We start from the raw sequence: 24,849 nt of genomic DNA, 5'->3' as shown, positions 1-24,849 counted from the left end.
GCGCTGACGGCGACCCTCACCCGGGACGGGTCGGCAGCGCGGCGGCGAGCTCGTCGTCGTAGGTGGCGAGTACCCGTCCGTCGGCCGCGTACGCGACCAGCCGCCCGTGCGTCATGGTCGCGGAGCGGAACGAGAAGGTCCGCACTCCCGGGTACGCGGACAGCAGCGGGATGTGCCGGGCCGACCCACCGGGCGCGGAGTGGTACTCCAGGCGGGCCACCTGTGCGGAGACGACGCCGTTGACCCGTACCTTGGTCTTCTCGGCCCGGGTGCCGAAGGTGACCGGCGCGTCCGTGCCGTAGCGGGCGCACTCCTGCGGGCCCCGGCACACGAAGAAGTAGCGCGGGTTGACCACGTCTTCCGACCGGTACGCCTTGAAGGTCGGGTCGGCCCCGGCGGGCAGCGGCTGCACCGCGAAGAAGGCCAGGACACCGGCGGTCGCGACGCCCGCACGCAGCCACGCCCGCCGCCGCATCGGCGGGCGGCGGCTGCCGACGGCGACCGCCGCGCCGAAACCCGCCACGCAGAGCAGACAGACGCCGAGCGCGCGGGCGTTCTCGAAGAGGAACTGCACGCCGGGCCGCGCGGAGAACGGCGCCAGCACCACGCCCAGGGAGAACACGGTGCCGGCCAGCAGCGCCACACCGGCCACCCGTCGGGTCACGCCGACAGCACCGACCAGCAACATCGCCGCCAGCACCGTCCACACCTGGTGATGGGTCCAGGACACCGGTGACGCGGCCACGCTCGCACAGCCCACCAGCACCACGGCGTGTCCGGGTCGACCGGCGGCGGCCAGCCACCGGGCCCGCAGCAGCGCCAGCCCGCAGACGAGGGCCACCATGGCCGCCCAGACCAGCGGCAGGGTGCTCTCGTGGACACCGAGGCGCAGCAACATGCCGTGTACGGACTGGTTGCCCAGCGAGGCCAGGTTGCCGATCCGCTCGGTCTGCGCCACCGTGCCGGCCCAGTACGTCAGGCTCTCCTGCGGCAGCAGCACCACGGCGAGGACCCCGCAGGCGAGAAAGGCGCCGGTCGCCCGCGCCGCGTCGCGATAGCGGCCGGACACCACGAAGTACGCCACAAAGATCAGCGGGGTGAGTTTGATCGCCGCCGCCACCCCGATCAGCACGCCACGGAACCGCGACGGTCGACCGATCGCGTCCAGCAACGCCATCAGCACGATGAAGATGCTCACCTGACCGAACCGCAGGTTGCTCTGCACCGGCGCGGAGAGCATGAGCACGCCGGCCGTCACCGCGACCGCCACCCGACGGTCGGTTCGGTCGGCGGCCAGCGCCCGGCCGACCGGTACGGCCACGGCGACCACGGCCGCGCAGGTCGCCGCCAACCACAGCGCCTCGGCGACGCCGAGCGGCACGGCGGTGACCGGCAGGAGCACCAGTGCGGCGAACGGCGGATAGGTGAACGGCCCCCCGTTGGCCGCCACGTACTCGTAGAGCGGTCGTCCGGCCCGCAGGTCGGTCAACGCGCCGTGATAGATGTGCAGGTCGGAAAGGCGGTCCGGGCGGCGCAGCACCAGCGTCACGGAGATCAGGGCGAGCACCCCGAACCCGATCCAGAGCAGTGTCACCCGACGATCCCGCATGGACCGAGGATAGGAAGCGGCGGCCGGTTCCGATGCCCCGTACGGCGGTCGGCGGCTTGCCACCCACCACCTCGCCAACTGATAATCGTCGATGTAAATGAGCCGGACGACCACGGGCACCGGGCAGCCCACGATCGGAACACCACCCTGTCCGCACCCCGTCCGGAGGACACGTCCCGATGAGAACGGCGATCAGACTGTGCTGCGCCGCCCTGGCGGCCATCGCGTTGACGGCGCTGGCCGCGCTGTCGATCCCGACACCCGCTTCGGCAGCGACCCTGACCGAGGTCACCAACTTCGGCACCAACCCGAGCAACCTGCGCATGTACCTCTACGTGCCCGACCGGGTCGCACCTCGGCCGGGGCTGCTGGTCGCGGTGCACTACTGCACCGGCAGCGGGCCGGCGCTGCACTCCGGCACCCAGTTCGCGTCACTGGCCGACCGGTACGGCTTCATCGTGGTCTACCCGTCGGTGACCCGCAGCAGCCAGTGCTTCGACGTCTCCTCGCCGCAGGCCTTGCGCCGGGGTGGCGGCAGCGATCCGGTGGGCATCATGTCGATGGTGGACCACGTCCGGCAGCGCTTCCCGGTCGACGCGTCGCGAATCTTCGTCACCGGCGTCTCGTCCGGCGCGATGATGACCAACGTGCTGCTCGGGGTCTATCCGGACGTGTTCGCCGCCGGGGCGGCCTTCGCGGGCGTACCGTTCGGCTGCTTCGCCACCACCAACGGCTCGGAGTGGAACAGCGAGTGCGCCAACGGGCAGGTGACGCGCACTCCGCAGCAGTGGGGCGACCTGGTCCGCGCCGCGTACCCGGGCTACACCGGAGCACGACCGCGCATGCAGATCTGGCACGGCACCAACGACGACATCCTGCGGTATCCGAACTTCGGTGAGCAGGTCAAGCAGTGGACGAACGTACACGGGTTGAGCCAGACCCCGACGATGACCGACAGCCCGCAGGCCGGATACACCCGGACCCGGTACGGGGGTACCGGCGGCACCGCGCCGGTCGAGGCGATCAGCATGCAGGGGGTGTCGCACAACCTGCCGGTCGACGCCGCCGGGGCGGTGCGGTTCTTCGGCCTGGACAACGCGCCGCCGCCGACCACCACCCCGACGCCGACGATCACCCCCACCACCCCACCGCCGACCCCGACCGTGCCGCCGACCCCGACCCTGCCGCCGGGCACCGGCTGCCGGGTGGGGTACACGGTCAACGCCTGGAACACCGGGCTGACCGCCTCGGTGACGATCACCAACACCGGCCCGACCGCGGTCAACGGCTGGAGCCTGGCCTTCACGCTGCCCGGCGGGCAGAGCATCACCGGCGGCTGGAACGCCACCTACGCCCCGACCTCGGGTGCGGTGACCGCCCGTAACGCCGCCTACAACGGGACCATCGCGCCCAATGCCTCGGTGACCATCGGCTTCCAGGCCACCCACGGCGGCAACACCGCCGCACCGTCGGCCTTCACCCTCAACGCCACGCCCTGCGCGATCGCCTGACCCCGGACCGGCGCACCCCTCGCCACCCGGCGGCGACGCCCGCGCGGTCCACGTCCGCGCGGGCGTCGCCACGTTGTAATTAATCGCTTTATGTCGATATATTGGTGGCAGGGAAAGCGTTTGCCCGTCCCACCGCTCCGCCGGCAGGCGCGCCACCACCGATCCACACCCCGGAGGAACCGCATGCTGCTCAGGACAACGAAGGGACGACCACGCCTCGGCCTGGTGGTCGTCGCCGCGCTGGTGCTCCTCGGCACCGCCGAGACGGTCACCGCGCCGGCCGCACGGGCCGCCACCGTCGACCCCAACGCCACGTACGTGTTCGTCAACCGGCACAGCGGCAAGGCGATGGACGTGTGGAACTGGTCCACCGCCGACAACGCCCCGGTCAACCAGTTCACCCGCAACGACGCCGCGGTGCAGCAGTGGCGCTTCGTCGACGTGGGCAACGGCTACTACCAGATCCGCTCGGTGCACAGCGGCAAGGTCCTCGAACTGCCCAACGCCAACGACGGCGTGCAGCTCGTACAGAACGCGCCGGTCAGCGGCAACAACCGGCAGCACTTCCGGTTGGCCGACTCCGACAGCGGTTTCGTCCGCTTCGTCAACCGGCATTCCAACAAGGCGCTCGACGTGTGGGAGTGGTCCACCGCGGACGGCGGCATGATCTCGCAGTACCAGGACGTCGGCGGCACCAACCAGCAGTGGCAGTTGGCCGTCCTGGGCGGCTCCAGCGGCTGCGGCAGCGGCGCGTTCCAGGCCGAGGCCGTGCTGAACGGCGGCACCTGGACCGCCCGCAACGGCGGCAGCACGGTCTACACCGGCACCGACATGCGCGCCGCCGTGCAGGCGGCGGTGAACAGCCTCAGCGCCGGCCGCACCAGCAAGCAGCGGGTCGTGGTCCGTGGCTCCGGCACGATCAGCGCGGGCTCCCGCATCTCGCTGCCCAGCTACACCACGATCGACGTGTGCGGCACCATCAACGTCACCGGTTCCGGCACCGGCGACCAGGCCCCGATCTACTCACGCGGCACCACCCAGGTCGAGGTGCAGAACCTCAGCGTCACCGGCGCCCCGCTGTACGGCATCTTCATGCGCAACGTGACCAACGTGATCCTCGGGCAGATCGACATGCGGCTCACCGGCGGTCTGGGCGTCCGCATCGACAACCGGGGCGACACCAGCCAGTGGTCGCGCAACATCCGCATCGACAACGTGTACGTCTCCGGCGCCCGGGCGCACGCGGTCGAGACGTACGGGGTGGACGGGCTGACCATCGGCACGGTGACCGCCCGCAACGTCGGCGAGTCGGGCCTGCTGCTCAACGAGACCATCAACGCCACGGTGACCACCGTGGACGCGGAGAACGCCGGCACGGGTACCGGATACGCGGCCTTCCGGGTCGCCAACCGCGCGGGTCGGATCGGCTCGTCGTACCCGATCAACATCCGGGTCGGTACGGTCCGCGCGCGCGGCGGCGGTCGGGGCGTCTTCTGCGTCTCGGAGTCCGGCGGCACGGCGATCAACCGGGTGGACATCGCCAACACCGGCAACAACGCCGTCCTGATCGAGAACTGCACCGGCGTGGACATCGCGGCGGGCGGCGGCACGATCAGCGGTGGCGGGGAGGTCCGCCTGGCGGCCCGTGCCGAGTTCCCCGGCAACCGGGACATCACCCTGCGGAACTTCACGCTCGCCAACAACCGGATCGTGGAGAACCCCTGCGCCACCAACCTGACCATCAGCAACGTCACGCTCTCCAACGCGAGCATCAGCCGCTGCTGACCCGCGCGACCGCGCCCGGCGCGCCGGGCGCGGTGTGCAGTGTTAGGAAGGGTCCCCTGCTATGCACGAGGCGTTAGCAGGGGACCCTTCCTTTCATCTCAGCTGGCGGTGCAGGTGGGGGTGGCGGTCGGGCCGTTCCCGTTGCCCTGGAAGCCGAACTCGGTGGTGGTACCCGCGTTGACGGTTCCGTTGTAGCTGACGTTGCGGAAGCTCACGTTGCCGCTGGTGCCGCTGCCCTGGGCGTTCCAGGTGTTGGTCACCGTGCTGCCGCTCGGCAGCGCCACCGTCACCGCCCAGCCGTTGAGTCTGGTGGAGCCGGCGGTGACCCGGACGGTGGCGACGAATCCACCGGTCCAGGAGTTCAGCGACACGGTCGCGGTGCAGCCGGATCCGCCGGGCGGCGGGGTGGTCGGCGGCGGGGTCGTGGGCGGCGGGGTGGTCGGCGGCGGAGTGGTGGGCGGCGGGGTGGTGCCGCCCGCGTTCAGGGCCTCCAGCGTCGAGTTGTACGCGGCCTTCTTGTTGCCGCTGCCGTCGAAGAGCAGCGGGGTGCCGCCCGAGCGCCACGAGTCGGTGTCCCGGATGCCCCACACCGTGATGCCGGTGCAGCGGGCGACGGCGAGGCAGTCGGTGACCACGCCACGGTACGCGTTCGCCTGCGAGGTGCCGGAACCCTCGATGTCCAGCTCGGTGATCTGCACGTCCACCCCGAGGGCGGCGAAGCTGGACAGCGTGGTGCGGTAGTTGCCCGGGTACGGCGAGTTGGCGTTGAAGTGCGACTGCAGGCCGACGCAGTCGATCGGCACACCGCGCTGCTTGAAGTCCTGGACCATCCGGTAGACGGCCTGGGTCTTGGCGTGGGTCCAGTCGTCGGTGTTGTAGTCGTTGTAGCAGAGCTTGGCACCGGGGTCGGCGGCCCGGGCGGCACGGAACGCCGCCTCGATCCAGTCGTTGCCGGTGCGCTGGAGGTTGGAGTCGCGGCGGGCGCCGCTGCTGCCGTCGGCGAACGCCTCGTTCACCACGTCCCAGGAGTGGATCTTGCCCCGGTAGTAGGTGGCGACCTGGGTGACGTGGTTCAGCATCGCGTTGCGCAGCTGGGTGCCGGACATGTTCTGCATCCAGCCGGGCTGCTGCGAGTGCCAGGCCAGGGTGTGTCCCCGGACGGACATGCCGCGCGAGATGGCGTGGTTGACGATCCGGTCCGCGTTGGCGAAGTTGAACTGCCCCTGCTGCGGCTCCGTCGCGTCGATCTTCATCTCGTTCTCGGCCGTGACCGAGTTGAACTCGCGGTTGAGGATGCCGACGTAGGTGGAGTCGGAGAGCTTGTTCGCCGCCACGGCCGCGCCGAAGTAGCGGCCCTTCTCGGCGGCCGAGGCGCCCAGGGTGGTCGCGGCGCTCGCGCTGGAGGCCACCACCACGCTGGTGGAGATGAGGGCGAGACCGACGGCGGCCGAGACCAACGCGATGCGTGGCCGCAGTCGGGAAGCCGGACGCCCGCTGCCGCGGGCGAAGGCGTTGTTCATGGCATGAGCCTTTCGACGAAGCCGTGCTTGATGGAAGCCGGCCCCGACTACTGCCCAAACATGGTGGCTCCCGCCGTCTGCGCGGTTGCCCGTGAGCCGCGCCGGTCGGTGCCTGCAGCCCGCCACCATGAGTAGATCGAGGCTGTTGTATCGAAAACAGTATCGAAACACGTCTGAAAGCTCAACGCGCAGCGACACACTTTCGACCCGCCCGAGCCGGACCCGCGTGCACCTCGCAGCGGAACAACCCTGTGGCCAGGGCGTCAGCCGATCCCGACCGACACCTCCGGAAGTTTCGGTGGCCCGGGCCGGTCCGTCGTCCCGGAGAACAGCTCGGACAGCCACCGGAGCTGGCGACGGACGTGGGTCGCGTCGCCGTGCTCGTGGCCGTTGAAGGGGTACACGTGCATGCTCCGCTGCGGGGTGGGGCCGTCGATGCCGGCACCGTACTGGTTGTAGGCGGCGAAGACGGTGCTCGGCGGGCAGACGGTGTCCCGCAGCCCGATCCCGAAGTGCGCGGGCGCCTGGGCCCGCCGGGCGAAGCTGACCCCGTCGACATAGGACAGGGTGCGCCGGACCGCCGCCTCCGCCTCCCGGTGCACGGCCAGGTAGGTGACGATGTCGCCGTACGGGGCGGCGTCGGTGATCTCGATGGCCCGCTGCACGTGACAGAGGAACGGCGCGGTCGTGACCAGTGCGGCCAGGTCGGGCACCAGTCCGGCGACGGCCAGCGCCAGTCCACCGCCCTGGCTGTTGCCGGCGGCGACCACCCGCGCCGGGTCGGTGCCGGGCAGGGCACGGGCGGCGTGTACGGCCCGGACCGCGTCGGTGACGAGCCGTCGGTAGTAGTAGCCCTCCGGCGCCAGGATTCCCCGGGTCACCGGCGTCGGCCCGCCGGGCGTCGCGCCGTGCGGGTCGGGCGTGTCACCCAGGCCGTACTGGCCGGACTGTCCCCGGGCGTCCATCAGCAGGTGCGCGTACCCGGCCACCGGCCAGGTCAGGCGCTCGTGCGGCAGGCCCCGGCCGCGCCCGTAGCCGACGTACTCCACCACCACCGGCAGTGCTCCGTCCACCCCGGAGGGGCGGGTGTACCAGGCCCGGACCGGCTCGTCGGCGAAGCCGGCGAACGTGACGTCCCAGGTGTCTACCAGACGCAGGTCGGTCGGCTCGGGCCGGACGTCGATGAGCACCGGTGTCGCCGCGGTCGCGTGCAGGGTCCCCTGCCAGAAGGCGTCGAAGTCGGCGGGCTCCGGCACGGTCGGCGCGTACCGCCGCAGCTCGTCGAGGGGCAGGTCGAACAGGGGCATGGCTCCTCGCAGCGGTTGCTCAGGTGGACGGCGGGGCGGTGCTCTCGCGGATCATCAGCTCGGCGACCAGGTCGATGCGGCTGGTCGGCAGCGCGACCCCGCGCGCCAGGTCGAGCAGCATCTGGGTCGCCGTACCGGCCATGTCCCGCAGCGGTTGGTTGACGGTGGTCAGCGCGGGACCGATCCAGGCCGAGACGGGCAGGTTGTCGTAGCCGACCACCGACACGTCGCCGGGCACGTCCAGACCGAGCTGCCGGGCGGCCCGCAGCACCCCCATCGCCTGGAGGTCGGACCCGGCGAAGACGGCGGTCGGGCGGTCCGGGCGACTGAGCAACTGCATGCCGTGGGTGTAGCCGGCGTCGAGGTGGAAGTTGCCGAAGCGGACCAGTTCGGGCGCGACGGGTACGCCCATCTCCTCGTGCGCGCAGCGGAATCCCGCAGTCCGGGCCCGCGCGCAGAGCACGTCCTGCGGGCCGGAGATGATCGCGATCCGCCGGTGACCGAGCTCCAGCAGGTGACGGGTGGCCAGCAGGCCGCCGTTCCAGTTGTTCGAGCCGACCGCCGGCACCGAGGCGGCGCTGGCGCTGTCGTTGTCGATGACCACCACCGGGATCGACTGCCGATCGAACCGTCGGCGCTGCTGGTCGGTCAGGTTGCACATGACCAGCAGGACGCCGAGCGGACGCCGGGCGAGCACCGCGTCCACCCACGACTGCGGCGGTCGACGTGCTCCGCCGAGTTGGGAGAGCACCAGGTTCACCGGCGGCAGGGCGGCGACGGCCTCCACCCCACGGATGATCTCCAGGGCCCAGTCCGAGCCGAACTCGTGGAACACCAGCTCGATCTGGCCCTCGCCGGACGACCGACGGGCACGGCGACGATATCGGTGCCGCTCCAGACTGGCCTCGACCCGCGCCCTGGTGGCGGCGGCGACGTCCGACCGGCCGTTGAGGACCTTGGAGACGGTCGCCGCCGAGACACCCACCTCTCGCGCGATGGTCGCGATGGTCGCGATGGTGGTGGAGCCGAGCACGTCCGGCGATCGGTTCTCCGTCATCCGACCCTCTGCAACGATCCCGAAAATTTCGGGGAACCATAACACGGGATCCCCTCGATGGCGACGACGCCGGTCGATGCGGATGAGGAGTGCCCGATCGGTCGGAAATCGCTTGCCTGCCCTGCGGGTGCCGCGTGGGCAGTCGCTTCGCAGACCCTTGACACACTCCATTGACGCCCTTAAGTTCCCGACACGGGTGACGAACTGGTTTCCGAAAATTTCGAGAATCGCCGTCCGCAGCGGCGTCCGTGTGGCCTGCCGGGACGACCTGCCGGTGCCGGCCAGAGGGGTTCGCATGACGAGTCAGCTACCTGTCGACGATCGATTGACGTCACCGGACGGCGATCGGTGGCGCGACCCGACCCGGTGCCCCGACGAGCGGGCCGACGCGCTCATCCCGCTGATGTCGCTGGAGGAGAAGGTCGCCCAGTTGGTCGGCCTGTGGGTCGGTGCCGACGCCTCCGGCGAGGGCGTCGCACCCCACCAGACCGACATGGTCGAGCACACTCCACCGTGGCCGGAGGCGATCCGGTACGGCCTCGGGCAGCTGACCCGGCCGTTCGGCACCGCACCGGTCGATCCGGTCCGCGGCGCCCGGTCGCTGGCCGCCTCGCAGGCGCAGATCGTGGCGGCGAGCCGGTTCGGCATCCCGGCGCAGGTGCACGAGGAGTGCCTGACCGGCTTCGCCGCCTGGCGGGCCACCGTCTACCCGGCCCCCCTGAGCTGGGGTGCCGCCTTCGATCCGGAACTGGTCGAGGAGATGGCCGACCGGATCGGACGGTCGATGCGGGCAGCCGGTGTGCACCAGGGACTCGCCCCGGTGCTCGACGTGACCCGCGACTACCGCTGGGGACGCACCGAGGAGACCATCGGCGAGGACCCGTACCTGGTCGGGACCGTCGGCGCGGCGTACGTGCGGGGGTTGGAACGGGCCGGGGTGGTGGCGACCCTCAAGCACTTCGCCGGTTACTCGGCCTCCCGGGGCGGACGGAACCTGGCGCCGGTGCCGATGGGCCGCCGGGAACTGGCCGACGTGATCCTGCCGCCGTTCGAGATGGCGTTGCGGCTCGGCGGCGCGCGCTCGGTCATGCACTCCTACGCCGAGATCGACGGGGTGCCGGTGGCCGCCGACGAGGAGCTGCTGACCGGGCTGCTGCGCGACCGGTGGGGCTTCGGCGGGGTCCTGGTCGCCGACTACTTCGCCGTCCGCTTCCTGCAGAGCCTGCACGGGGTGGCCGCCGACGCCGGGGACGCCGCCGGCCTGGCGTTGCGCGCCGGTATCGACGTGGAACTGCCCACCGTGGACGCCTACGGCGCCCCGCTGGTGGCGGCAGTCCGCTCCGGTGCCGTCGCGGAGCCGCTGGTCGACCGTGCGCTGCGCCGGGTACTGATCCAGAAGATCGAGTTGGGCCTGCTCGACGAGGGCTGGCAGGAGCTGTCCGACGACGTCGACGAGCTGCGCCTGGACGACGAGGCCGGCCGGTCCGTCGCGTTGCGGCTGGCCCGCCAGTCCGTCGTCCTGCTGCGCAACTCCGACGGCGTGCTGCCGCTCGCCGCCGACAAGCAGGTGGCCCTGATCGGCCCGGTGGCCGACGACCCGATGGCGATGCTCGGCTGCTACTCGTTCCCGCTGCACGTGGGAGTGCACTATCCCGAGCACGGCGTCGGGGTGGAGATCCCGTCGCTGCGTACGGCCCTCCAGCAGCGCCACCCCCGCCTGACGTACCTGCCGGGGACCGCCGTCACCGGCGATGACACCTCCGGCATCGCGGCGGCGGTCCAGGCCGCCACCGAGGCCGACGTCTGCGTCCTGGCGGTCGGCGACCGGGCCGGCATGTTCGGCCGGGGCACCTCCGGCGAGGGCTGCGACGCCGTCGACCTCGACCTGCCCGGCGTGCAGGCCGAGCTGGTCCGTGCGGTGCTGGCCACCGGTACGCCGGTGGTGCTGGTGGTGCTCTCCGGTCGGCCGTACGCGCTCGGCGCTCAGGTGGACGACGCCGCTGCCGTCGTGCAGGCGTTCTTCCCCGGGCAACTCGGCGGTCAGGCGCTGGCCGAGGTGCTCACCGGCGAGGTCAACCCGTCCGGGCGGCTGCCGGTGAGCGTGCCCCGGCACGGCGGCGGCCTGCCCGGCACGTACCTCTCCCCGCCGCTCGGCCACCGCACGCAGGTGTCGTCGGTGGACCCGACGCCCGCGTTCCCGTTCGGGCACGGCCTGAGCTACACCACCTTCGAGTGGGACGAGGCCACGGTAGCCAGCGCCGACGACACCGGGCCCACGCCGTGGCCGGTCGACGGCACCGCCACGGTCGGCGTCACGGTCCGCAACACCGGTTCGTGGGCCGGCACCGAGGTGGTCCAGCTCTATCTGCACGATCCGGTCGCGCAGACCACCAGACCGGTGGTACGCCTTGTCGGCTACGCCCGGGTGCCGTTGCGTCCGGGCGAGGCGGCCCGGGTCACCTTCGAGGTCCCGGCCGACGTCACCTCCTTCACCGGGCTACGCGGCCGACGAGTGGTGGAGCCCGGTGACGTCGAGCTGCGGCTGGCCCGGTCCAGTGGCGACCCGGTGGCGCACCTGGCGCTGCGACTGGTCGGCGCCGAACGCGAGGTCGGCCCCGAGCGGGAACTGGTCTCCCGGGCCCGGGTCGCCCCCGCCACCCGAGGTCGGCGATGAGTGCCCCGGCCACGGTGACCGCACCGGCCCCCGACCCACCCACCCACCCACCCGGCCCACCGCGCGCGGCCCGGCGTACCTGGCGACGGGCGCTGCGCCGGGACTGGCAGCTCTATTCGCTGGCGATCCTGCCGCTGCTGTTCTTCCTGATCTTCCGGTACCTGCCGATGCTGGGCAACGTGATCGCCTTCCGCCGGTTCCAGCCCGGCGGCAGCATCTTCGGCGAGTACTGGGTCGGCCTGCGGTACGTGAAGATGTTCCTGGCCGACCCGACGTTCTGGAACGTCTTCACCAACACGTTGGTGCTGGGCGGGCTGACGCTGCTGTTCTGCTTCCCGCTGCCGATCGTGCTGGCGCTGCTGCTCAACGAGGTCCGTGCGCGCCGACTCAAGCGGTTCGTGCAGTCCGTGTCGTACCTGCCGCACTTCCTGTCGATCGTGATCGTGGCGGCCATGGTGATGCAGTTGCTCTCCATGGACGGCACGGTGAACTCGCTGGTCACGTCCGCCGGCGGCGAGGCGGTGCCGTTCCTGCAACGCCCCGAGTGGTTCCGGACCATCTACATCTCCTCCGAGGTCTGGCAGACCGTCGGGTGGGGCACCATCCTCTATCTCGCCGCCCTCACCACCATCGACGAGGACCTGTATGAGGCGTCCCGGATCGACGGCGCGAACCGCTGGCGGCAGACCTGGCACGTCACGCTGCCGGGGATCCGGCCGACCATGGTGACGCTGCTGATCCTCAACATCGGCACCTTCATGGCGGTCGGGTTCGAGAAGATCCTGCTGCTGTACAACCCGCTGACCTACCCGACCGCCGACGTGATCTCCACGTACCTGTTCCGGATGGGCTTCGGGTCCAGCAACTTCAGCTACGCCGCCGCGATCGGCCTGTTCGAGGCGGTGATCGGGTTGATCCTGGTGCTGTCGGCGAACCTGATCGCCCGTCGCACGGTGGGGACGAGCCTGTGGTGACCGTCGACTCCACCGCCGCCCGGTCGCGTCCCCGTCGCCGACGGGGCATCCGGCAGAGCCGGGGCTACCGGGCGTTCCAGGTGGTCAACGCGATCGTGTTGACCCTGGTCGTGCTGGTGACGCTCTATCCGTTCGTCAACATCGTGGCCCGCTCGCTGAGCAGTGAGGCGTTCATCATCGCGGGCGACGTGAACCTGGTGCCGCGCGGGTTCACCGTCGACACGTACCGCCTGGTGTTGTCCGATTCGCTGTTCTGGACGAACTACCGCAACACCCTGGTCTACACCGTCACCGCCACGGTCATCTCGATCGTGCTCACCACCTGCTACGCGTACGTGCTGTCCAAGAAGGACCTCAAGGGACGCGGCGCGCTGGTCGGCATCGCGGTGTTCACCATGTTCTTCTCCGGCGGCCTGATCCCCAACTACGTGCTGGTCACCAGCCTCGGCCTGAAGAACAGCGTCTGGGCCATCGCGCTGCCCAACGCGATCAACGTGTTCAACCTGCTGGTGATGAAGGCGTTCTTCGAGAGCCTGCCGAACGACCTGGAGGAGGCCGCCGCAGTTGACGGGCTCAACACGTACGGCATCCTGCTGCGGATCGTGCTCCCACTGTCGAAGGCCATCGTCGCCACCATGGTGCTGTTCTATGCCGTCGCCTTCTGGAACTCCTGGTTCGCCGCCTTCCTGTACATGGACAAGCAGGAGCTGTGGCCGGTGACCGTGTACCTGCGCAACCTGATCGCCGGTGCCACCGGCGCGGAGAACGTCGGTGCGATCGCCGAGGCCAACGAGGTACAGGCCGAGGCGACCCTCAAGTCCGTGACCATCGTGCTCACCACCCTGCCCATCCTCCTGGTCTATCCCTTCGTCCAGCGGTACTTCGTCCGGGGCATCATGCTCGGCGCGGTCAAGGGCTGACCAGCGGTTCCATCCCCGCTCCCACCACACCGAAAGGACCGCCATGTTCCGCAGATCGTGGCGACAGGTGGCGATAGCCGCTGCCGCCCTGCTCACCGCCTCCAGCCTCGTCGCCTGTGGCGACGACCCGTCCGACAACCAGGACCTGTCGGAGAACCGGGCCGGCGCGATGGAGAACTACGCGGTCGGTACGCAGTTCAAGGCCACCGAGCCGATCTCCTTCTCCGTCCTCTACAACAACCACCCGAACTACCCGCTGAAGAACGACTGGTTGTTCTGGTCCGAGTTGACCTCCCGGACCAACGTCACGCTGGAACCGGTGGCGGTGCCGCTGAGCGACTACAACCAGAAGCGCAGCCTGCTGATCGGTGCCGGTGACGCACCGCTGCTGATTCCCAAGACGTACCCGCCGGACGTGAACACGTTCGTCTCCTCCGGGGCGATCCTGCCGGTCAGCGACTACCTCGATCTGATGCCGAACCTCAAGGAGAAGATCGAGAAGTGGAACCTCCAGCCTGAGATCGACGCGCTCCGCCAGCAGGACGGCAAGTTCTATCTGCTGCCCGGCCTGCACGAGAAGCCGTGGCACGACTACTCGCTGGCGATGCGCACCGACATCCTGGAGGAGCTGAACCTGGAGGTCCCGAAGACCTGGGACGAGCTCTACACCGTGCTCAAGTCGATGAAGGCCGCGTACCCGGACGTCTACCCGTTCTCCGACCGGTGGAGCCAGCCCAACCCGGCCGGCAACCTGCTCAACCTGCTGGCCGTCTCGCACGGACTGGACGGTGCCGGCTGGAACTTCCAACACATGAGCTGGAACGCGCAGGCGCAGAAGTTCGAGTACACCGGCGCCAGCGAGCACTACCGGCACGTGCTGGAGTACCTCAACAAGCTGGTCGCCGAGAAGCTGCTCGACCCGGAGAGCTTCACCCAGACCGACGACGCCGCCCGGCAGAAGCTCGCCAACGGCAAGTCCTTCGTGATCAGCGCGAACGCCCAGGCCGTGGTGAACGACTACCGGCCGGACCTGGCGGCGACCAACCCGAAGGCGAAGATCGCCAAGATCCCGCTGCTGGTCGGACCGGCCGGTGAGATCAACCCGTCCAGCCGGCTGGAGAACGGGATGATGATCTCGTCGAAGGCGCGGGACAGCAAGAACTTCGTGGCCATGATGCAGTTCGTCGACTGGCTCTGGTATTCCGACGCCGGCCAGGAGTTCGCCAAGTGGGGCGTGGAGGGCACCACCTTCGTCAAGGACGCCTCCGGCAAGCCCACCCTGGCCCCCGACGTCAACGTCATCGGCCTCAACCCGAGCGCGCCCAAGCACCTGCAGAAGGACTTCGGCTTCTATAACGGCGTGTTCGCCTACGGTGGCAAGCCCGAGCTGGTCCAGGCGTTCTTCTCTCCCGAGGAGCAGGAGTTCCAGCAGGTGATGAACGCCCGCGCGCCGAAGTCACCGCCGCCGCCGTACCCGCTCAACGACGAGGAGCGCGAGCAGGTGTCGCTCTGGGAGACGCCGCTGCGTGACCACGTCTACCAGGCCACCCTCCAGTTCGTCCTCGGCCAGCGGGACCTCGGCCAGTGGGACGCCTACCTGGCGGAGCTGAAGGCCAAGAACATGGACGCGTACGTGGAGCTGGCGAACAAGGCGTACGAGCGCTACAAGGAGGCGAACCGCTGACCCCCGGGCCGGTCCGATCGTGTCGGTGCGATCGGACCGGCCACTTCCCCGCCCCACCCCCTGCGAGCCCCCGAGGACGAGGATGCGCACCACCGTTGTCGACCACACCGCGCCCGGCGGGAACGAGAGCCGCCTGCTCGGCCAGGAGCGGCCGTGAGCGCCGTGGTGCGGGAGTTCGGCGACGGGCCGCTGTCGCGGGGCGCGGCGCTGGTCTACACGCTGCTGGTGGTCGAGGTGCTGCTGCTGGTCTGCGCGGCACCCGGCCTGGTCGCCCTGTTCGCGCTGGAACGTCACCCGAGCAACCTGCCGCTGGTCGCGCTCTGCGCGGTGCCGCTCGGCCCGGCGCTGTCCGCCGCGCTCTACACGCTGCATCATCAGCGCCTCGACCTGACCGACCTGCACCCGGGGCGGCTGTTCTGGCGCGGCTACCGGGCCAACCTGGTCGGTGTGCTGCTGGTCTGGGTGCCGACGCTTTCGTGGCTGACCGTCATCGCGCTCAACCTGGCCAACCTGCCGGCGGCCGGGGTCCCCGGATGGTGGGTGGTGCCGCTGGTCACGGTCGGCGTCGGGGTTGCCGTGGTCGGGCTGAACGCGCTGGTCATCACCTCGCTGTTCGCCTTCCGACTGCGCGACGTGCTGCGGCTGGCCGGATACTTCGTACTGCGTACACCGGTGGTGGCGGTCGGTACCGCGCTGCTGCTGGTCGCGGCGGCGGCGCTGACGCTTGTCGCGTCGGAGGCGGCGACCGCGGCGCTGGGCTCGCTGCTGGCGCTGGCGCTGGTACGCGGTGCCGCACCCATGACCGACGTGGTCCGCGAGGAGTTCGTGCGGTGAGGTGTAAGGAAGGGACCCTTCCTAACGTCTCGTGCATAGCAGGGGTCCCCTGCTAACACCTCACCGCGTGCGCTGCGCACGGGCGACGGCGCGGGCGTGAGCGATCGCCAGCAGTCGGTCGATCTCGGGCAGCATCTGCGGGCCGGGCATGACGATGCTGGCGAAGCCCTGCCGGGCGTACGCGGGATGCGGCAGCACGGTGTCCAGCCGGGCGAAGTCGCACTCGTGCCGGTGCTGCGGGAAGTCGGCGGGCGGGAAGCCGAACAGTCGCGCGAACTCGGTCCGACCCAGGTCGAGGTTGAGCCGGAAGACACCCGGTCGGTCGAGTCCGGAGTCCTCGTCGAAGCCGGGCACGTCGCGTTCCACTATGGTGGCGAACGGCCGGCGGTGATCCGGGCCGACGGAGAAGAACCGGTCGCCCCAGGCACCTTCCGGCGCACCGTTCTCCTCGCTCGCGACCAGTTGCGCGGTGTCGGGCAGAGCCAGGATCCGGGCGGCGAGCATCGCCGGGTCGGTGCCGGTCGGCACGTGCAGCAGCGCGTCGGCGTGCTCCACGGTCGCCTGCTCCAGCGGGAAGTAGCGGTAGTCGTGGCTGCGTTTTCCGGCGGGACGCACCGTCGCGGCGGGGAGGTACCGGGGCAGGTCGCCGTCGCGCTGGAGGACCGCCTCGAAGGAGCCGGGCTCGGGTGCCCCGATGCCGAGCGCCGGGCTGACGCCGAGGCTGCCGACCACCACCGCGTACCCGTCGCCGAGCAGCGAGCCGGCGATGGCACCGGCGCTGCACCAGGTGACCTCGGTGCCGGCCATCGTCATCGTGCCCGGGTCGCGTTGCAGGTGCCGGTTGTGCGCGAAGACCAGGGTGGGGCCCCGGTCCGCCTCGGCCGCGCGGATCGCGAGCAGGTTCTCCGCCATCAGCGCGTCCCGGACCGCCACCAGTCGGGCGAAACGTTCCTCCCGGCCCAGCGGCGCGGCGGCCGCCGCGTGGTAGCGCAGCACCGCGACCGCAGACGTGGCCTGCGCGTACGCCGCCCGCCAGCCGTCGCGCCGCCGGGGAGCGTGCAGGTACAGCTCGGTCAGCAGGTCATCGGCGAGCACCCGCAGGCGGTGCGCCTCGGGCGTGTCGCCGACCGACCGCCCCGGCTCCCAGATCGCCGCCTGGTCGCTCCACCGGGCCTCGTCCCCCACCAGGGCGTCGATCTCGGCCGTCCGGTCCTGGCCAAGGAACTCGCAGACCCTGAGCAGGAAAGTGCGGGGGCTCGGGGCCCCGGTGATCTCCAGCGGGGCGTCGAAGCCGTGGAAGCTCAGCCGCTCGGCCGCCGGCCGCCCCGCGTTGTACTCGCGCATCCGCACCAGCAGGTCCCGGTTGGCCGGGGCGTCACCGAACCCGTGGCTGAACCCCTCGGCGAGGGCGCGGTCCAGGGGCACCGTGGCGGAGCCCCGCACGAACTCGTCGGCGACCAGGCCGGCGACCCGGTCGCTCTCCAGCGCGATGGACCGGTACCCGCGCTGCGCCAACGCCAGGAACAGCTCGTTGCGGATCTGGAGGAAGGCGGATTCGCCGTGGGTCGGTTCGCCGAGCGCGAGCAGGGTCGGCGGTACGGGAAGCAGGTCCAGGAGATTCGTCACTCCATCGACCGTATCGCTGAACCGCCCGTGGAGACTTTCCAGCAAACTGGCACGGTGAACGCGGTACAACCCTCAAACAGCGGGGTACGGCGACCGGTCGACCTCGCCCGCCCGTACGGCCTGTCCACGCAGGCGGTCCGCAACTACGAGCGGGACGGGGTCCTACCGCCCGCCGAACGCAGTCCGAGCGGATACCGCCGATACACCGAGCGGCACGCCCGGGCGCTCGACGCGTACCTGGCGTTGATCCCGGGGCACGGGCACGCGGCGAGCGGCGAGATCATGCGCGCTGTGCACCGGGGCGAGATCGACACGGCGTTGCGGGTGATCGACGAGGGGCACGCCCTGCTGCGCCGCGACCGGGAGACCCTGGACGCGGTCGAGACGGCGGTGGCGGTCCTCACCGGGGTCGCGCCCGAACCGCGCCGCCGGGAGGGGCTGCCGATCGGCGCCCTGGCGCACCGGCTCGGCGTACGGCCGGCGACCCTGCGCAAGTGGGAACGGGCCGGCGTGCTGCGGCCGGACCGTGACCCCGCGACCCGCTACCGCGTCTACTCCCCCGACGACGTGCGGGACGCCGAACTCGCCCACCTGCTGCGGCGCGGCGGTTACCGGCTCGACCACATCGCCGACGTGCTCCGCCGGGTACGCGCCGCCGGGGGTGCCGCACCGCTCGCCGCGTCGCTGCACGGCTGGCGGGAGCGGCTCACCGTACGCGGGAAGCACCTGCTCACCGGCGCGGCGCGACTCGCCGCGTACCTGGACCTTCCGGCGGAGACGACGCTGCCCGGCCGGTGAGGGGTACTCACCGACCGGGCAGTCGTGGTGGTTCCGGGTCAGGAGGTCAGGTCCCCGAGGCCCTTCATCATCTCGGCGAAGTCGGTGGTCTCCGCCGCCGGCGGGGTCTCGATGTTCACCGGCTTGCCGTAGTCGGTGTAGTCGACGGTGAGGTCGCCGAGGTTGCCGGTGACGATCTTGGCCCGACGGGGCTGGTACTGCCCGTCGACCCAGAGGTCGATGGTGATCTCCTTGACGCCCTGCTTGGCCAGCTCCTCCTCGGCGCCCTTGCGCATCTCGGCGTCGACCTGCTGGAGGTACTCCTGGATCGACTGGGTCACGGTGTAGTGGACGGTGTCCACCCCGTTCACCTTCTCCTCGCCCACGACCGTGACGTTCTCGCTGGCGAGCAGCGCCTTGACCTGCTTGGTCGGGTCGACGTCCTCAAGCTGCTTGGTGAAGTCCATGCCCGCCTGCGCACCGGCCGCACCCACATCGATCTTCAGCCAGCGCTTGCCGCCCATGCTGGCGCGGTCGGCCTCCGGGACCTCGACGTAGACCGCGGTCTCGATCATCCGGATGGTCGTCGGCTTGCCGTCCGAGTCGGTGGTCGTCATCTCGACCTTGATCGGGTCACGCAGATCGATGACACCCTGCGCGGTGATCTTCTCACCGGCGGCCGTGCCCTGCATCGACAGGGTCACCGAGTCGCTGGACTCGGTCTTCTCCACGGTCTTCTGCAGCGACCCCTTGAGGTCCTTGGCGAGCTGCTCCAGCACGTTCGGCTGCGCCGCAGCATCCGAGTCGGACGACGAACCGCCGCCGCCACCGCAGGCGGTCATCGCGAGTGCCGTGAGCGCGGAGACCGCCACGACGGCGACCCTCTTGGACAGTGACAACTGACAGCCCCATTCCCTGGACAACGCTGGGGAACCTCCCCCAGGCAGACCGCCGACACGCTACCGGAGTCGGTCAACCCGCACCGACCCCGCCCACGCTCAGTACAGCGGGCGACCGTACGCGTCCGGCACTCCGGACTTACGGTGGAAATAGGCGTTGACCTGGTCGCACCACTCCTGGGCGCTGCGTTGCTGCTCGGCCAGGCGCTCGTCCACCCGGGCGTGCACGACCGGGTCGACCAGCCCGGTCAGCGCCGCCCAGCGGTCACTCATCGCCGTCACCTCCGCCACCCCGGCGAAGTGGGTGTCGTAGATGTGCTGCACGACCGTGGTGCCGCTGCGCAACACATGGTCGTAGCGGACGTGGTGGAAGAAGAGCAGCAGTTCGTCGGGGCACTGCTCCACCGACTCGTACACCTGCGACCAGGGTGGCGGGTACTGGCCGGTGAAGCCGGTGCCGGTGGCCCGGGTCCGGTCCACGCCCACCCCGTCCCGGTCGGCGAAGTGGTAGGTGCCCCAGGCGGTGTACTCGTATCCGTCGACGTCCGGGCCGTAGTGGTTCCCGGGTCGCACCATGAAGCCCACTCCGAGCGGGGCGGTGTACCGCTCGTAGGTGCGCCACGAGTCGTCCATGATCTCGTGCAGCGTCCGCCGCAGCAGCTCGGGATCCTCGCCGCCCACCGGGTCGAAGGTCAGGTCGATCCACTCGTCGAGCACGTCCTCCGGACGCAGGCGCGGATCCCAGGCGAGCCGGCCGTACGCGTACAGGTTGGCCTGGGCCAGCGGATGACCGGTCCAGAACGGGTCGTCGCCCACGTTGGAGACGGCGGCCAGCCCACCTCCGTCGGCGGCCACGTCGGCGACCGTCGGCCCGTCGTCGCCCCACGGCCTGAACCGCAGCACCTCGTGCCACCAGGGCGCCAGATAGCAGACGTGCCGCTGCTGGCCGGTGTACTCCTGGGTCACCTGGAACTCCACCGCCAGCCGGGTGCCCGGCATCGCCGAGATCACCGGCGACACCGGCTCCCGGGTCTGGAAGTCCAGTGGACCATGCTTGACCTGCACCACGACGTTGTCCTGGAAGCGACCGTCGAGCGGGGCGAAGGTGTCGTGGGCGGCGCGGGCGCGGTCGGTGGAGCGGTCCCGCCAGTCCTGCCGGTGGTTGTAGACGAAGGCCCGCCAGTGGACCACGCCCCCGTACGGCGTCAGCGCCTCGGCCAGCAGGTTCGCCCCGTCGGCGTGGTCGCGGCCGTAGCTGAACGGGCCGGGCTGCCCCTCCGAGTCGGCCTTCACCAGGTATCCGCCGAAGTCGGGGATGCGGGCGTAGACCCGGGCGGTGGTCTCGGCCCACCAGGCGCGCACCTTCTCGTCGAGCGGGTCGGCGGTGGGCAGGCCACCGACCATCACGGGCGCGGCGAAGTTCACCGACAGGTGCACCCGGATGCCGTACGGACGCAGGTCGTCGGCGATCTCGGCGACGTCGTCGAGCCGGTCGGTGAGCAGCCGCGCCTCGGTGGCGTGCACGTTGACGTTGTTCACCGACACCGCGTTGATCCCGCACCCGGCCAACAGTCGCGCGTACGCCCGCACCCGCGCCCGGTCCGGGTGTGCCCGGCCGTCGCGCCAGAGGATCGACCCACCGGCGTACCCGCGCTCGACCTGGCCCATTACCGGGTGCACGTCGACGTTGTCCCAGTGGTCCAGCATCCGTCGCCGCATCACCGGCCGGTACGCCCGCGCCGGATGCGGTGCGCCGAACGCCGACTCGCCGAGCCGGACGACGTGGAACAGTCCGTGGAGCAGTCCGGCCGGCGCGTCGGCCAGTACCACCGTGACCTCGCCGTGGCGGACGACCGCGTACCCCTCGTCGCCGAGCGGCCCGCCCCCGGCGGCGGCCAGGTCGTCCCGCGCAGCGTCGAGGAGCCGTTGCGACCCGTCCTCGTTCACGACGGACGGTGAGCGGTCGGACGGCTCGGTCGCGGGTGCGGTCCCGCCCGGACGCCCGGCGGTCTCGGTCAGGGCGAGGACGAGGTGGGCGGGTGGGCCGTCGGCGGAGCGGCGGACCGTGCCGCCGTGCGTGGCGCAGGCGAGTCGGACCTCGTGCAGCACCGTGTCGACGAGCAGGCCGTCGCCGTGGACGAGCGTGTGCCGGGAACCGACGGCGCGAAACGCGGCCGGCGGCAGCCAGGCGGGATGGACGTCGGTCGGGTCGGGGCCGGTGAGCTCCGGGCGAATCCGTCGCATTGCGCAAATCGTAACCATCTTGGTCGATGCGTCAAGGTCCTTCCGGAACCTTTCGGCCGGTACCGACCAGAGCGTCCAACAGCCGAGCCAACTCCACCGGGGTCCGTGGCCGGGCACCGGCCAGGTCGGGTACGCGGTCCAGCAGCCGGTGCACCACCGGCGCCCACGCCGGAGTCAACGCGGCACCGTCGAGCAGGTCCCCGCCGCCCAACTCGGCACCGGTCACGCCCTGCCGGATCCGGCCACCCGCCACCAGCACCCGCTCGTCGGCCCACCGGTACGCCAGGTCCACGTCGTGCGTGGCGAGCAGCAGCGTGGTGCCGGCCCGGTGCAGGGCGTCGAGCGTCCGCAGCAGCGCCTCCACCCCCGACGGGTCGAGCCCGGCGGTCGGCTCGTCCAGGATCAGCACCCGGGGCCGCAGCGCCACCGCCCCGGCGATCGCCACCCGCTTGCGCTGGCCGTACGAGAGCAGGTGGGTGGGGCGGTCGGCGAGGTCGGTGATCTCCAACGCCGCCAGCGCCTCGGCACAGCGCTGCCGCACCTGCGCGTCGTCCAGACCGAGGTTGACCGGCCCGAACGAGACGTCCTGGAAGACGGTCGCGGCGAACAACTGGTCGTCCGGGTCCTGGAGCACCAGTTGCACCTGCTGGCGGACGTCGAGCAGCCCGGCCCGGGTCCGGCGCAGCGGCACCCCGCCGACCAGCACCGTGCCCGCGTCGGCGGCCAACGCGCCGACCATCAGCCGGAACAGGGTCGTCTTGCCACCGCCGTTGGGCCCCAGCACGGCCATCCGCCGCCCGGCCGGCACCCGCAGGTCGGCGTCGGTCAGCACCGGCCGCTCCGCCTCGTACCCGAAGCTGACCCCGCGCAGTTCCAACAGCGGCGGGTCGCTGACCTCGCGCAGCTTCGCCAGGGGCGGGTCGCCGCTCATCCGAGCGCCACCAGCAGCCGGGTGGCCAGCACCACCGCCGCCAACAGCAGCACGGTGGTCGCCAGGAACGCCACCGACGGTTGCCGCACCTCGGTGCGTACCGCCAACGAGCCGGTGTAACCGCGCAGCGCCAACCCCTCCTCCCAACGCCGGGCCAGCGAGAACGCCCGGACGAAGACCGCGCCGGCCTGCCCGGCCAGTGACCGGTAGGTGCTGGCCCAGGTGCGGTAACCCAGCCGGGCCGCCTGGGCCTGCCGCACCGCGTGCACGCTCTCCAACAGCAGGAACAACATCCGGTAGATCAGCGCGGCCACCTCGGTGACCGCGCTGGGCACCCCGAGACGCTGGAGTCGGGGCAGCACGTCGGCGAGCGGCGTGGTGGCGGCGAACAGCAGCAGGCAGAGCAGGGCGGCGCAGGCCCGACCGGCGGTCGCGGCGGCCGTCGCCAGCCCCTCCGGCGCCCACCGCACGCGCGTCGGGCCGGAGACCGCCACCAGCATCGGCACCGAGCCGGTCAGGATGAACAACAGCGGGGTCCGGGCCGCCCGGACCAGCAGGCGCGGCGGCAGCGCCGCCGGCCCGAGCAACGCCGCCGCCGCGGTCAGACCCACCACCAGGGCACCCGGCCACGGTGGCAGGAGCAACGCGCAGCCCAACAGCCCCAGAGCCAACAGGGCCTTCTCCGCCGGGTGGCGGCGTCGCCAGGGGCTGGCGTACGCCGCCACGTCCAACGCGAGCACTAGTCGGTGGTCTTCTCCCCGGTCGCGGTCTGCTCGCCACGCAGCCGCTGCCGGGTCCGGGCGACCCCGAAGTAGTAGCCGAGGAACCCGGCGCCGAGGGCGGCCTGGAGTGCGAACAACGCCGACTCGATCTCACCCGACGGTGGCTCGTAGATCGAGCTGAACCACGGCTCGTAGTCGGGATGGTCGTTGACGATCGCCTCCTCGGCGAGGGCGTCTGCCCCGGCGAACGGCTCCTCGCCGCTGCCGAGCCCCAGCACCAGCGGCGCCACCGCCAGCGCCACCACGGCGAGCAGCAACAACAGGTTGGTCCGGCCGAACGACTTCACGCCACCGCTCCCTGGGTCGTCGGGGCCGGACGGCGCAGAATGCCGAGCCGGCGGAGTTCCTGCGGGCTCACCCGGACCAGCAACCGGACCACCAGGACGGTGAGCAGCCCCTCGCTGATCGCCAGCGGGATCTGGGTGACCGCGAAGATGGACCCGAACTTGGCCAGCGCGCCGACGAAGCCCGAATCCGGGTCGGGGAAGGCCAGCGCGAGCTGGGCACTGGTCACGCAGTAGGTCGCCAGGTCGGCCAAAGCGGCGGCGAAGAACACCGAGATGCCGAGGCCGCCACCGAGCCGGCGGATCAGCGCGTACACGCCGAAGGCCACCCAGGGGCCGACGATGGCCATCGAGAAGACGTTCGCGCCGAGCGTGCTCAACCCGCCGTGGGCCAGCAGGAGTGCCTGGAACAGCAGCACGATCGTGCCGAGCACACTCATCACGGGGGCTCGGAACAGGATCGCGCCGAGACCCACACCGGTCGGATGGGAACAGGAGCCGGTCACCGAAGGGATCTTCAGCGCCGACAGGACGAAGGTGAACGCACCGGCCGCGCCGAGCAACAACTTCGCGTCGGGGTTCGCGCGGACCTGCTGGACCAGGTTGCGCGCACCGTGGATGACGAACGGTGTCGAGACCGCGAACCATGCCGCCGCCTGCACCGGTGGTAGGTAGCCCTCAGCGATGTGCATGAGTCGACCTCCCCTTCCAACACCTCGTGGACGAGATCACACGTCGGGGTCGGTCTCCTGGCTCCCGGATCGTCGCGAACTCCGGCCTTCCCAGGTCCTCCACGGACCCAGTGGCGTACAAGTCGGAGTGAACTCCCCGGTCACAGTGGCGAGGGCCGCGCCGGTCTCACACCGGCTTCCCATTACCGCGACGGCGCGACGTTATCCGTTCCGCGCACCGGCGCACAAGACTCATCGATGCCCCAGCGGCCGTACTCGGGTGAAGAGTGCCGTTTGTCACGACGATTCCCGGGTAGACGCCAGATCCGTTGCGAGAAGGGGGCCGGCGGGTTGGACGAGAACGAGTTCATCGAGTCCGTGGCGAACCGCACCGGCGCGTCGACGGAACAGGCGACCGCCATCGCGCGCGCCACCCTGACCACGCTGGCCGAGCGGATCGACGGTGGCGAGGCCCGGAACCTGGCCGACCAACTCCCGGAAGGGCTACGGGCGTACACGTTCGCGCCCAGCGAGACCGCCGAACGGTTCGGGCTCGACGTGTTCGTCCAGCGCGTCGGCGGCCGGGCCGACGTCGACCCCGACCTGGCCGAGGCCGGCATCCGGGCGGTGATGGACACCATTCGGGATGACGTCGCCCCCGCCGACTACGACGACGTCATCGCGAACCTGCCGGCCGAACTGTGGCAGGTGGCCAACCCGGCGCCCTCGTACGACGCGCAGCGCGACCGCGGCTAGCGGA

General features: G+C 70.9%; 20 protein-coding genes and 1 riboswitch. Of the genes, 9 read left to right on the top strand and 11 right to left on the bottom strand.

Going from position 1 to position 24,849, the window contains the following annotated elements:
* Positions 1 to 16: 16 nt before the first annotated feature.
* The gene (locus ACIBO1_RS19470) at positions 17 to 1,609 is read right to left on the bottom strand and encodes a glycosyltransferase 87 family protein (protein WP_396748351.1); all 1,593 of its coding nucleotides are present in this window, start codon (positions 1,607 to 1,609) and stop codon (positions 17 to 19) included.
* Positions 1,610 to 1,788: 179 nt separating this feature from the next.
* On the opposite strand from ACIBO1_RS19470, the gene ACIBO1_RS19465 reads away from it, so the two are divergent.
* On the top strand, positions 1,789 to 3,120 hold the full coding sequence (locus ACIBO1_RS19465) for a PHB depolymerase family esterase (RefSeq protein ID WP_396748349.1): 1,332 nt from the start codon (positions 1,789 to 1,791) through the stop codon (positions 3,118 to 3,120).
* 183 nt (positions 3,121 to 3,303) lie between these two features.
* Positions 3,304 to 4,905 carry an RICIN domain-containing protein gene (locus tag ACIBO1_RS19460; RefSeq protein ID WP_396748347.1) on the top strand — a complete coding sequence of 534 codons (1,602 nt, stop codon included), beginning with the start codon at positions 3,304 to 3,306 and terminating at the stop codon, positions 4,903 to 4,905.
* Positions 4,906 to 5,003: 98 nt separating this feature from the next.
* Here ACIBO1_RS19460 and ACIBO1_RS19455 read toward each other — a convergent pair whose 3' ends face one another.
* The 3 genes from ACIBO1_RS19455 to ACIBO1_RS19445 form a co-directional block, all read right to left on the bottom strand.
* Positions 5,004 to 6,425: an endo-1,4-beta-xylanase gene (locus tag ACIBO1_RS19455; protein ID WP_396748345.1), complete on the bottom strand. Its 1,422-nt coding sequence runs from the start codon at positions 6,423 to 6,425 to the stop codon at positions 5,004 to 5,006.
* 263 nt (positions 6,426 to 6,688) lie between these two features.
* Complete coding sequence (locus ACIBO1_RS19450) at positions 6,689 to 7,732, bottom strand: acetylxylan esterase (RefSeq protein ID WP_396748343.1); 1,044 nt, start codon at positions 7,730 to 7,732, stop codon at positions 6,689 to 6,691.
* A 19-nt stretch (positions 7,733 to 7,751) separates the two neighbouring features.
* Positions 7,752 to 8,789: a LacI family DNA-binding transcriptional regulator gene (locus tag ACIBO1_RS19445; protein ID WP_396748341.1), complete on the bottom strand. Its 1,038-nt coding sequence runs from the start codon at positions 8,787 to 8,789 to the stop codon at positions 7,752 to 7,754.
* A gap of 295 nt (positions 8,790 to 9,084) precedes the next feature.
* Between ACIBO1_RS19445 and ACIBO1_RS19440 the strand changes: the two genes are divergently transcribed.
* The 5 genes from ACIBO1_RS19440 to ACIBO1_RS19420 all read left to right on the top strand — a co-directional run bounded on the left by ACIBO1_RS19440 (position 9,085) and on the right by ACIBO1_RS19420 (position 15,875).
* On the top strand, positions 9,085 to 11,463 hold the full coding sequence (locus ACIBO1_RS19440; protein ID WP_396748339.1) for a glycoside hydrolase family 3 N-terminal domain-containing protein: 2,379 nt from the start codon (positions 9,085 to 9,087) through the stop codon (positions 11,461 to 11,463).
* Entirely contained in the window at positions 11,460 to 12,437 is a 978-nt protein-coding gene (locus ACIBO1_RS19435; RefSeq protein ID WP_396748337.1) for an ABC transporter permease, read from the top strand. The genes ACIBO1_RS19440 and ACIBO1_RS19435 overlap by 4 nt, the downstream gene beginning before the upstream one ends.
* The gene (locus ACIBO1_RS19430) at positions 12,434 to 13,357 is read left to right on the top strand and encodes a carbohydrate ABC transporter permease (RefSeq protein ID WP_396748335.1); all 924 of its coding nucleotides are present in this window, start codon (positions 12,434 to 12,436) and stop codon (positions 13,355 to 13,357) included. The genes ACIBO1_RS19435 and ACIBO1_RS19430 overlap by 4 nt, the downstream gene beginning before the upstream one ends.
* Positions 13,358 to 13,400: 43 nt before the next feature.
* The gene (locus ACIBO1_RS19425) at positions 13,401 to 15,041 is read left to right on the top strand and encodes an extracellular solute-binding protein (protein WP_396748333.1); all 1,641 of its coding nucleotides are present in this window, start codon (positions 13,401 to 13,403) and stop codon (positions 15,039 to 15,041) included.
* A 153-nt stretch (positions 15,042 to 15,194) separates the two neighbouring features.
* Positions 15,195 to 15,875: a hypothetical protein gene (locus tag ACIBO1_RS19420; RefSeq protein ID WP_396748331.1), complete on the top strand. Its 681-nt coding sequence runs from the start codon at positions 15,195 to 15,197 to the stop codon at positions 15,873 to 15,875.
* Between the two features lie 60 nt (positions 15,876 to 15,935).
* Here ACIBO1_RS19420 and ACIBO1_RS19415 read toward each other — a convergent pair whose 3' ends face one another.
* Positions 15,936 to 17,501 (bottom strand): DUF6194 family protein, encoded by a 1,566-nt coding sequence (locus tag ACIBO1_RS19415; protein WP_396748329.1) that lies wholly within the window; start codon positions 17,499 to 17,501, stop codon positions 15,936 to 15,938.
* Positions 17,502 to 17,555: 54 nt separating this feature from the next.
* Between ACIBO1_RS19415 and ACIBO1_RS19410 the strand changes: the two genes are divergently transcribed.
* Positions 17,556 to 18,299, top strand: coding sequence for a MerR family transcriptional regulator (locus ACIBO1_RS19410; protein ID WP_396748327.1), 744 nt, complete (start codon positions 17,556 to 17,558; stop codon positions 18,297 to 18,299).
* Positions 18,300 to 18,337: 38 nt separating this feature from the next.
* Here the strand turns inward: ACIBO1_RS19410 and ACIBO1_RS19405 are convergent, their stop codons facing one another.
* The 6 genes from ACIBO1_RS19405 to ACIBO1_RS19380 form a co-directional block, all read right to left on the bottom strand.
* The gene (locus ACIBO1_RS19405; protein ID WP_396748325.1) at positions 18,338 to 19,150 is read right to left on the bottom strand and encodes a hypothetical protein; all 813 of its coding nucleotides are present in this window, start codon (positions 19,148 to 19,150) and stop codon (positions 18,338 to 18,340) included.
* Positions 19,151 to 19,276: 126 nt separating this feature from the next.
* Complete coding sequence (locus tag ACIBO1_RS19400; RefSeq protein ID WP_396748323.1) at positions 19,277 to 21,421, bottom strand: alpha-glucuronidase; 2,145 nt, start codon at positions 21,419 to 21,421, stop codon at positions 19,277 to 19,279.
* Between the two features lie 31 nt (positions 21,422 to 21,452).
* Positions 21,453 to 22,352 (bottom strand): energy-coupling factor ABC transporter ATP-binding protein, encoded by a 900-nt coding sequence (locus ACIBO1_RS19395; RefSeq protein ID WP_396748321.1) that lies wholly within the window; start codon positions 22,350 to 22,352, stop codon positions 21,453 to 21,455.
* The gene (gene cbiQ, locus ACIBO1_RS19390) at positions 22,349 to 23,092 is read right to left on the bottom strand and encodes a cobalt ECF transporter T component CbiQ (protein ID WP_396748319.1); all 744 of its coding nucleotides are present in this window, start codon (positions 23,090 to 23,092) and stop codon (positions 22,349 to 22,351) included. Before cbiQ ends, ACIBO1_RS19395 begins: the two co-directional genes overlap by 4 nt.
* A complete protein-coding gene (locus tag ACIBO1_RS19385) occupies positions 23,092 to 23,421 on the bottom strand; it encodes an energy-coupling factor ABC transporter substrate-binding protein (protein ID WP_350697719.1) in 330 nt (109 codons plus the stop codon). The genes cbiQ and ACIBO1_RS19385 overlap by 1 nt, the downstream gene beginning before the upstream one ends.
* Positions 23,418 to 24,110, bottom strand: a complete 693-nt coding sequence (locus ACIBO1_RS19380) for an energy-coupling factor ABC transporter permease (protein WP_396748317.1) — start codon at positions 24,108 to 24,110, stop codon at positions 23,418 to 23,420. The genes ACIBO1_RS19385 and ACIBO1_RS19380 overlap by 4 nt, the downstream gene beginning before the upstream one ends.
* A gap of 29 nt (positions 24,111 to 24,139) precedes the next feature.
* A riboswitch (cobalamin riboswitch) is annotated at positions 24,140 to 24,315 on the bottom strand.
* A gap of 125 nt (positions 24,316 to 24,440) precedes the next feature.
* On the opposite strand from ACIBO1_RS19380, the gene ACIBO1_RS19375 reads away from it, so the two are divergent.
* Positions 24,441 to 24,845, top strand: a complete 405-nt coding sequence (locus ACIBO1_RS19375; RefSeq protein ID WP_396748315.1) for a DUF2267 domain-containing protein — start codon at positions 24,441 to 24,443, stop codon at positions 24,843 to 24,845.
* Positions 24,846 to 24,849: the final 4 nt, after the last annotated feature.

It is taken from the genome of Micromonospora sp. NPDC049903 (assembly GCF_044460945.1).
Taxonomy (GTDB): domain Bacteria; phylum Actinomycetota; class Actinomycetes; order Mycobacteriales; family Micromonosporaceae; genus Micromonospora.
Note: the sequence above shows the minus strand (reverse complement) of the source record. Positions and strands in the feature narration are given on the sequence as shown.

Bases quoted from the DNA above. Each gene is read 5' to 3' on its own strand.
- ACIBO1_RS19460 (WP_396748347.1), top strand. From the start codon at position 3,304: ATGCTGCTCAGGACAACGAAGGGACGACCACGCCTCGGCCTGGTGGTC.
- ACIBO1_RS19465 (WP_396748349.1), top strand. From the start codon at position 1,789: ATGAGAACGGCGATCAGACTGTGCTGCGCCGCCCTGGCGGCCATCGCG.
- ACIBO1_RS19435 (WP_396748337.1), top strand. From the start codon at position 11,460: ATGAGTGCCCCGGCCACGGTGACCGCACCGGCCCCCGACCCACCCACC.
- ACIBO1_RS19455 (WP_396748345.1), bottom strand. From the start codon at position 6,425: ATGAACAACGCCTTCGCCCGCGGCAGCGGGCGTCCGGCTTCCCGACTG.
- ACIBO1_RS19445 (WP_396748341.1), bottom strand. From the start codon at position 8,789: ATGACGGAGAACCGATCGCCGGACGTGCTCGGCTCCACCACCATCGCG.
- ACIBO1_RS19470 (WP_396748351.1), bottom strand. From the start codon at position 1,609: ATGCGGGATCGTCGGGTGACACTGCTCTGGATCGGGTTCGGGGTGCTC.
- ACIBO1_RS19395 (WP_396748321.1), bottom strand. From the start codon at position 22,352: ATGAGCGGCGACCCGCCCCTGGCGAAGCTGCGCGAGGTCAGCGACCCG.
- ACIBO1_RS19440 (WP_396748339.1), top strand. From the start codon at position 9,085: ATGACGAGTCAGCTACCTGTCGACGATCGATTGACGTCACCGGACGGC.
- ACIBO1_RS19400 (WP_396748323.1), bottom strand. From the start codon at position 21,421: ATGCGACGGATTCGCCCGGAGCTCACCGGCCCCGACCCGACCGACGTC.
- ACIBO1_RS19450 (WP_396748343.1), bottom strand. From the start codon at position 7,732: ATGCCCCTGTTCGACCTGCCCCTCGACGAGCTGCGGCGGTACGCGCCG.
- ACIBO1_RS19425 (WP_396748333.1), top strand. From the start codon at position 13,401: ATGTTCCGCAGATCGTGGCGACAGGTGGCGATAGCCGCTGCCGCCCTG.
- ACIBO1_RS19380 (WP_396748317.1), bottom strand. From the start codon at position 24,110: ATGCACATCGCTGAGGGCTACCTACCACCGGTGCAGGCGGCGGCATGG.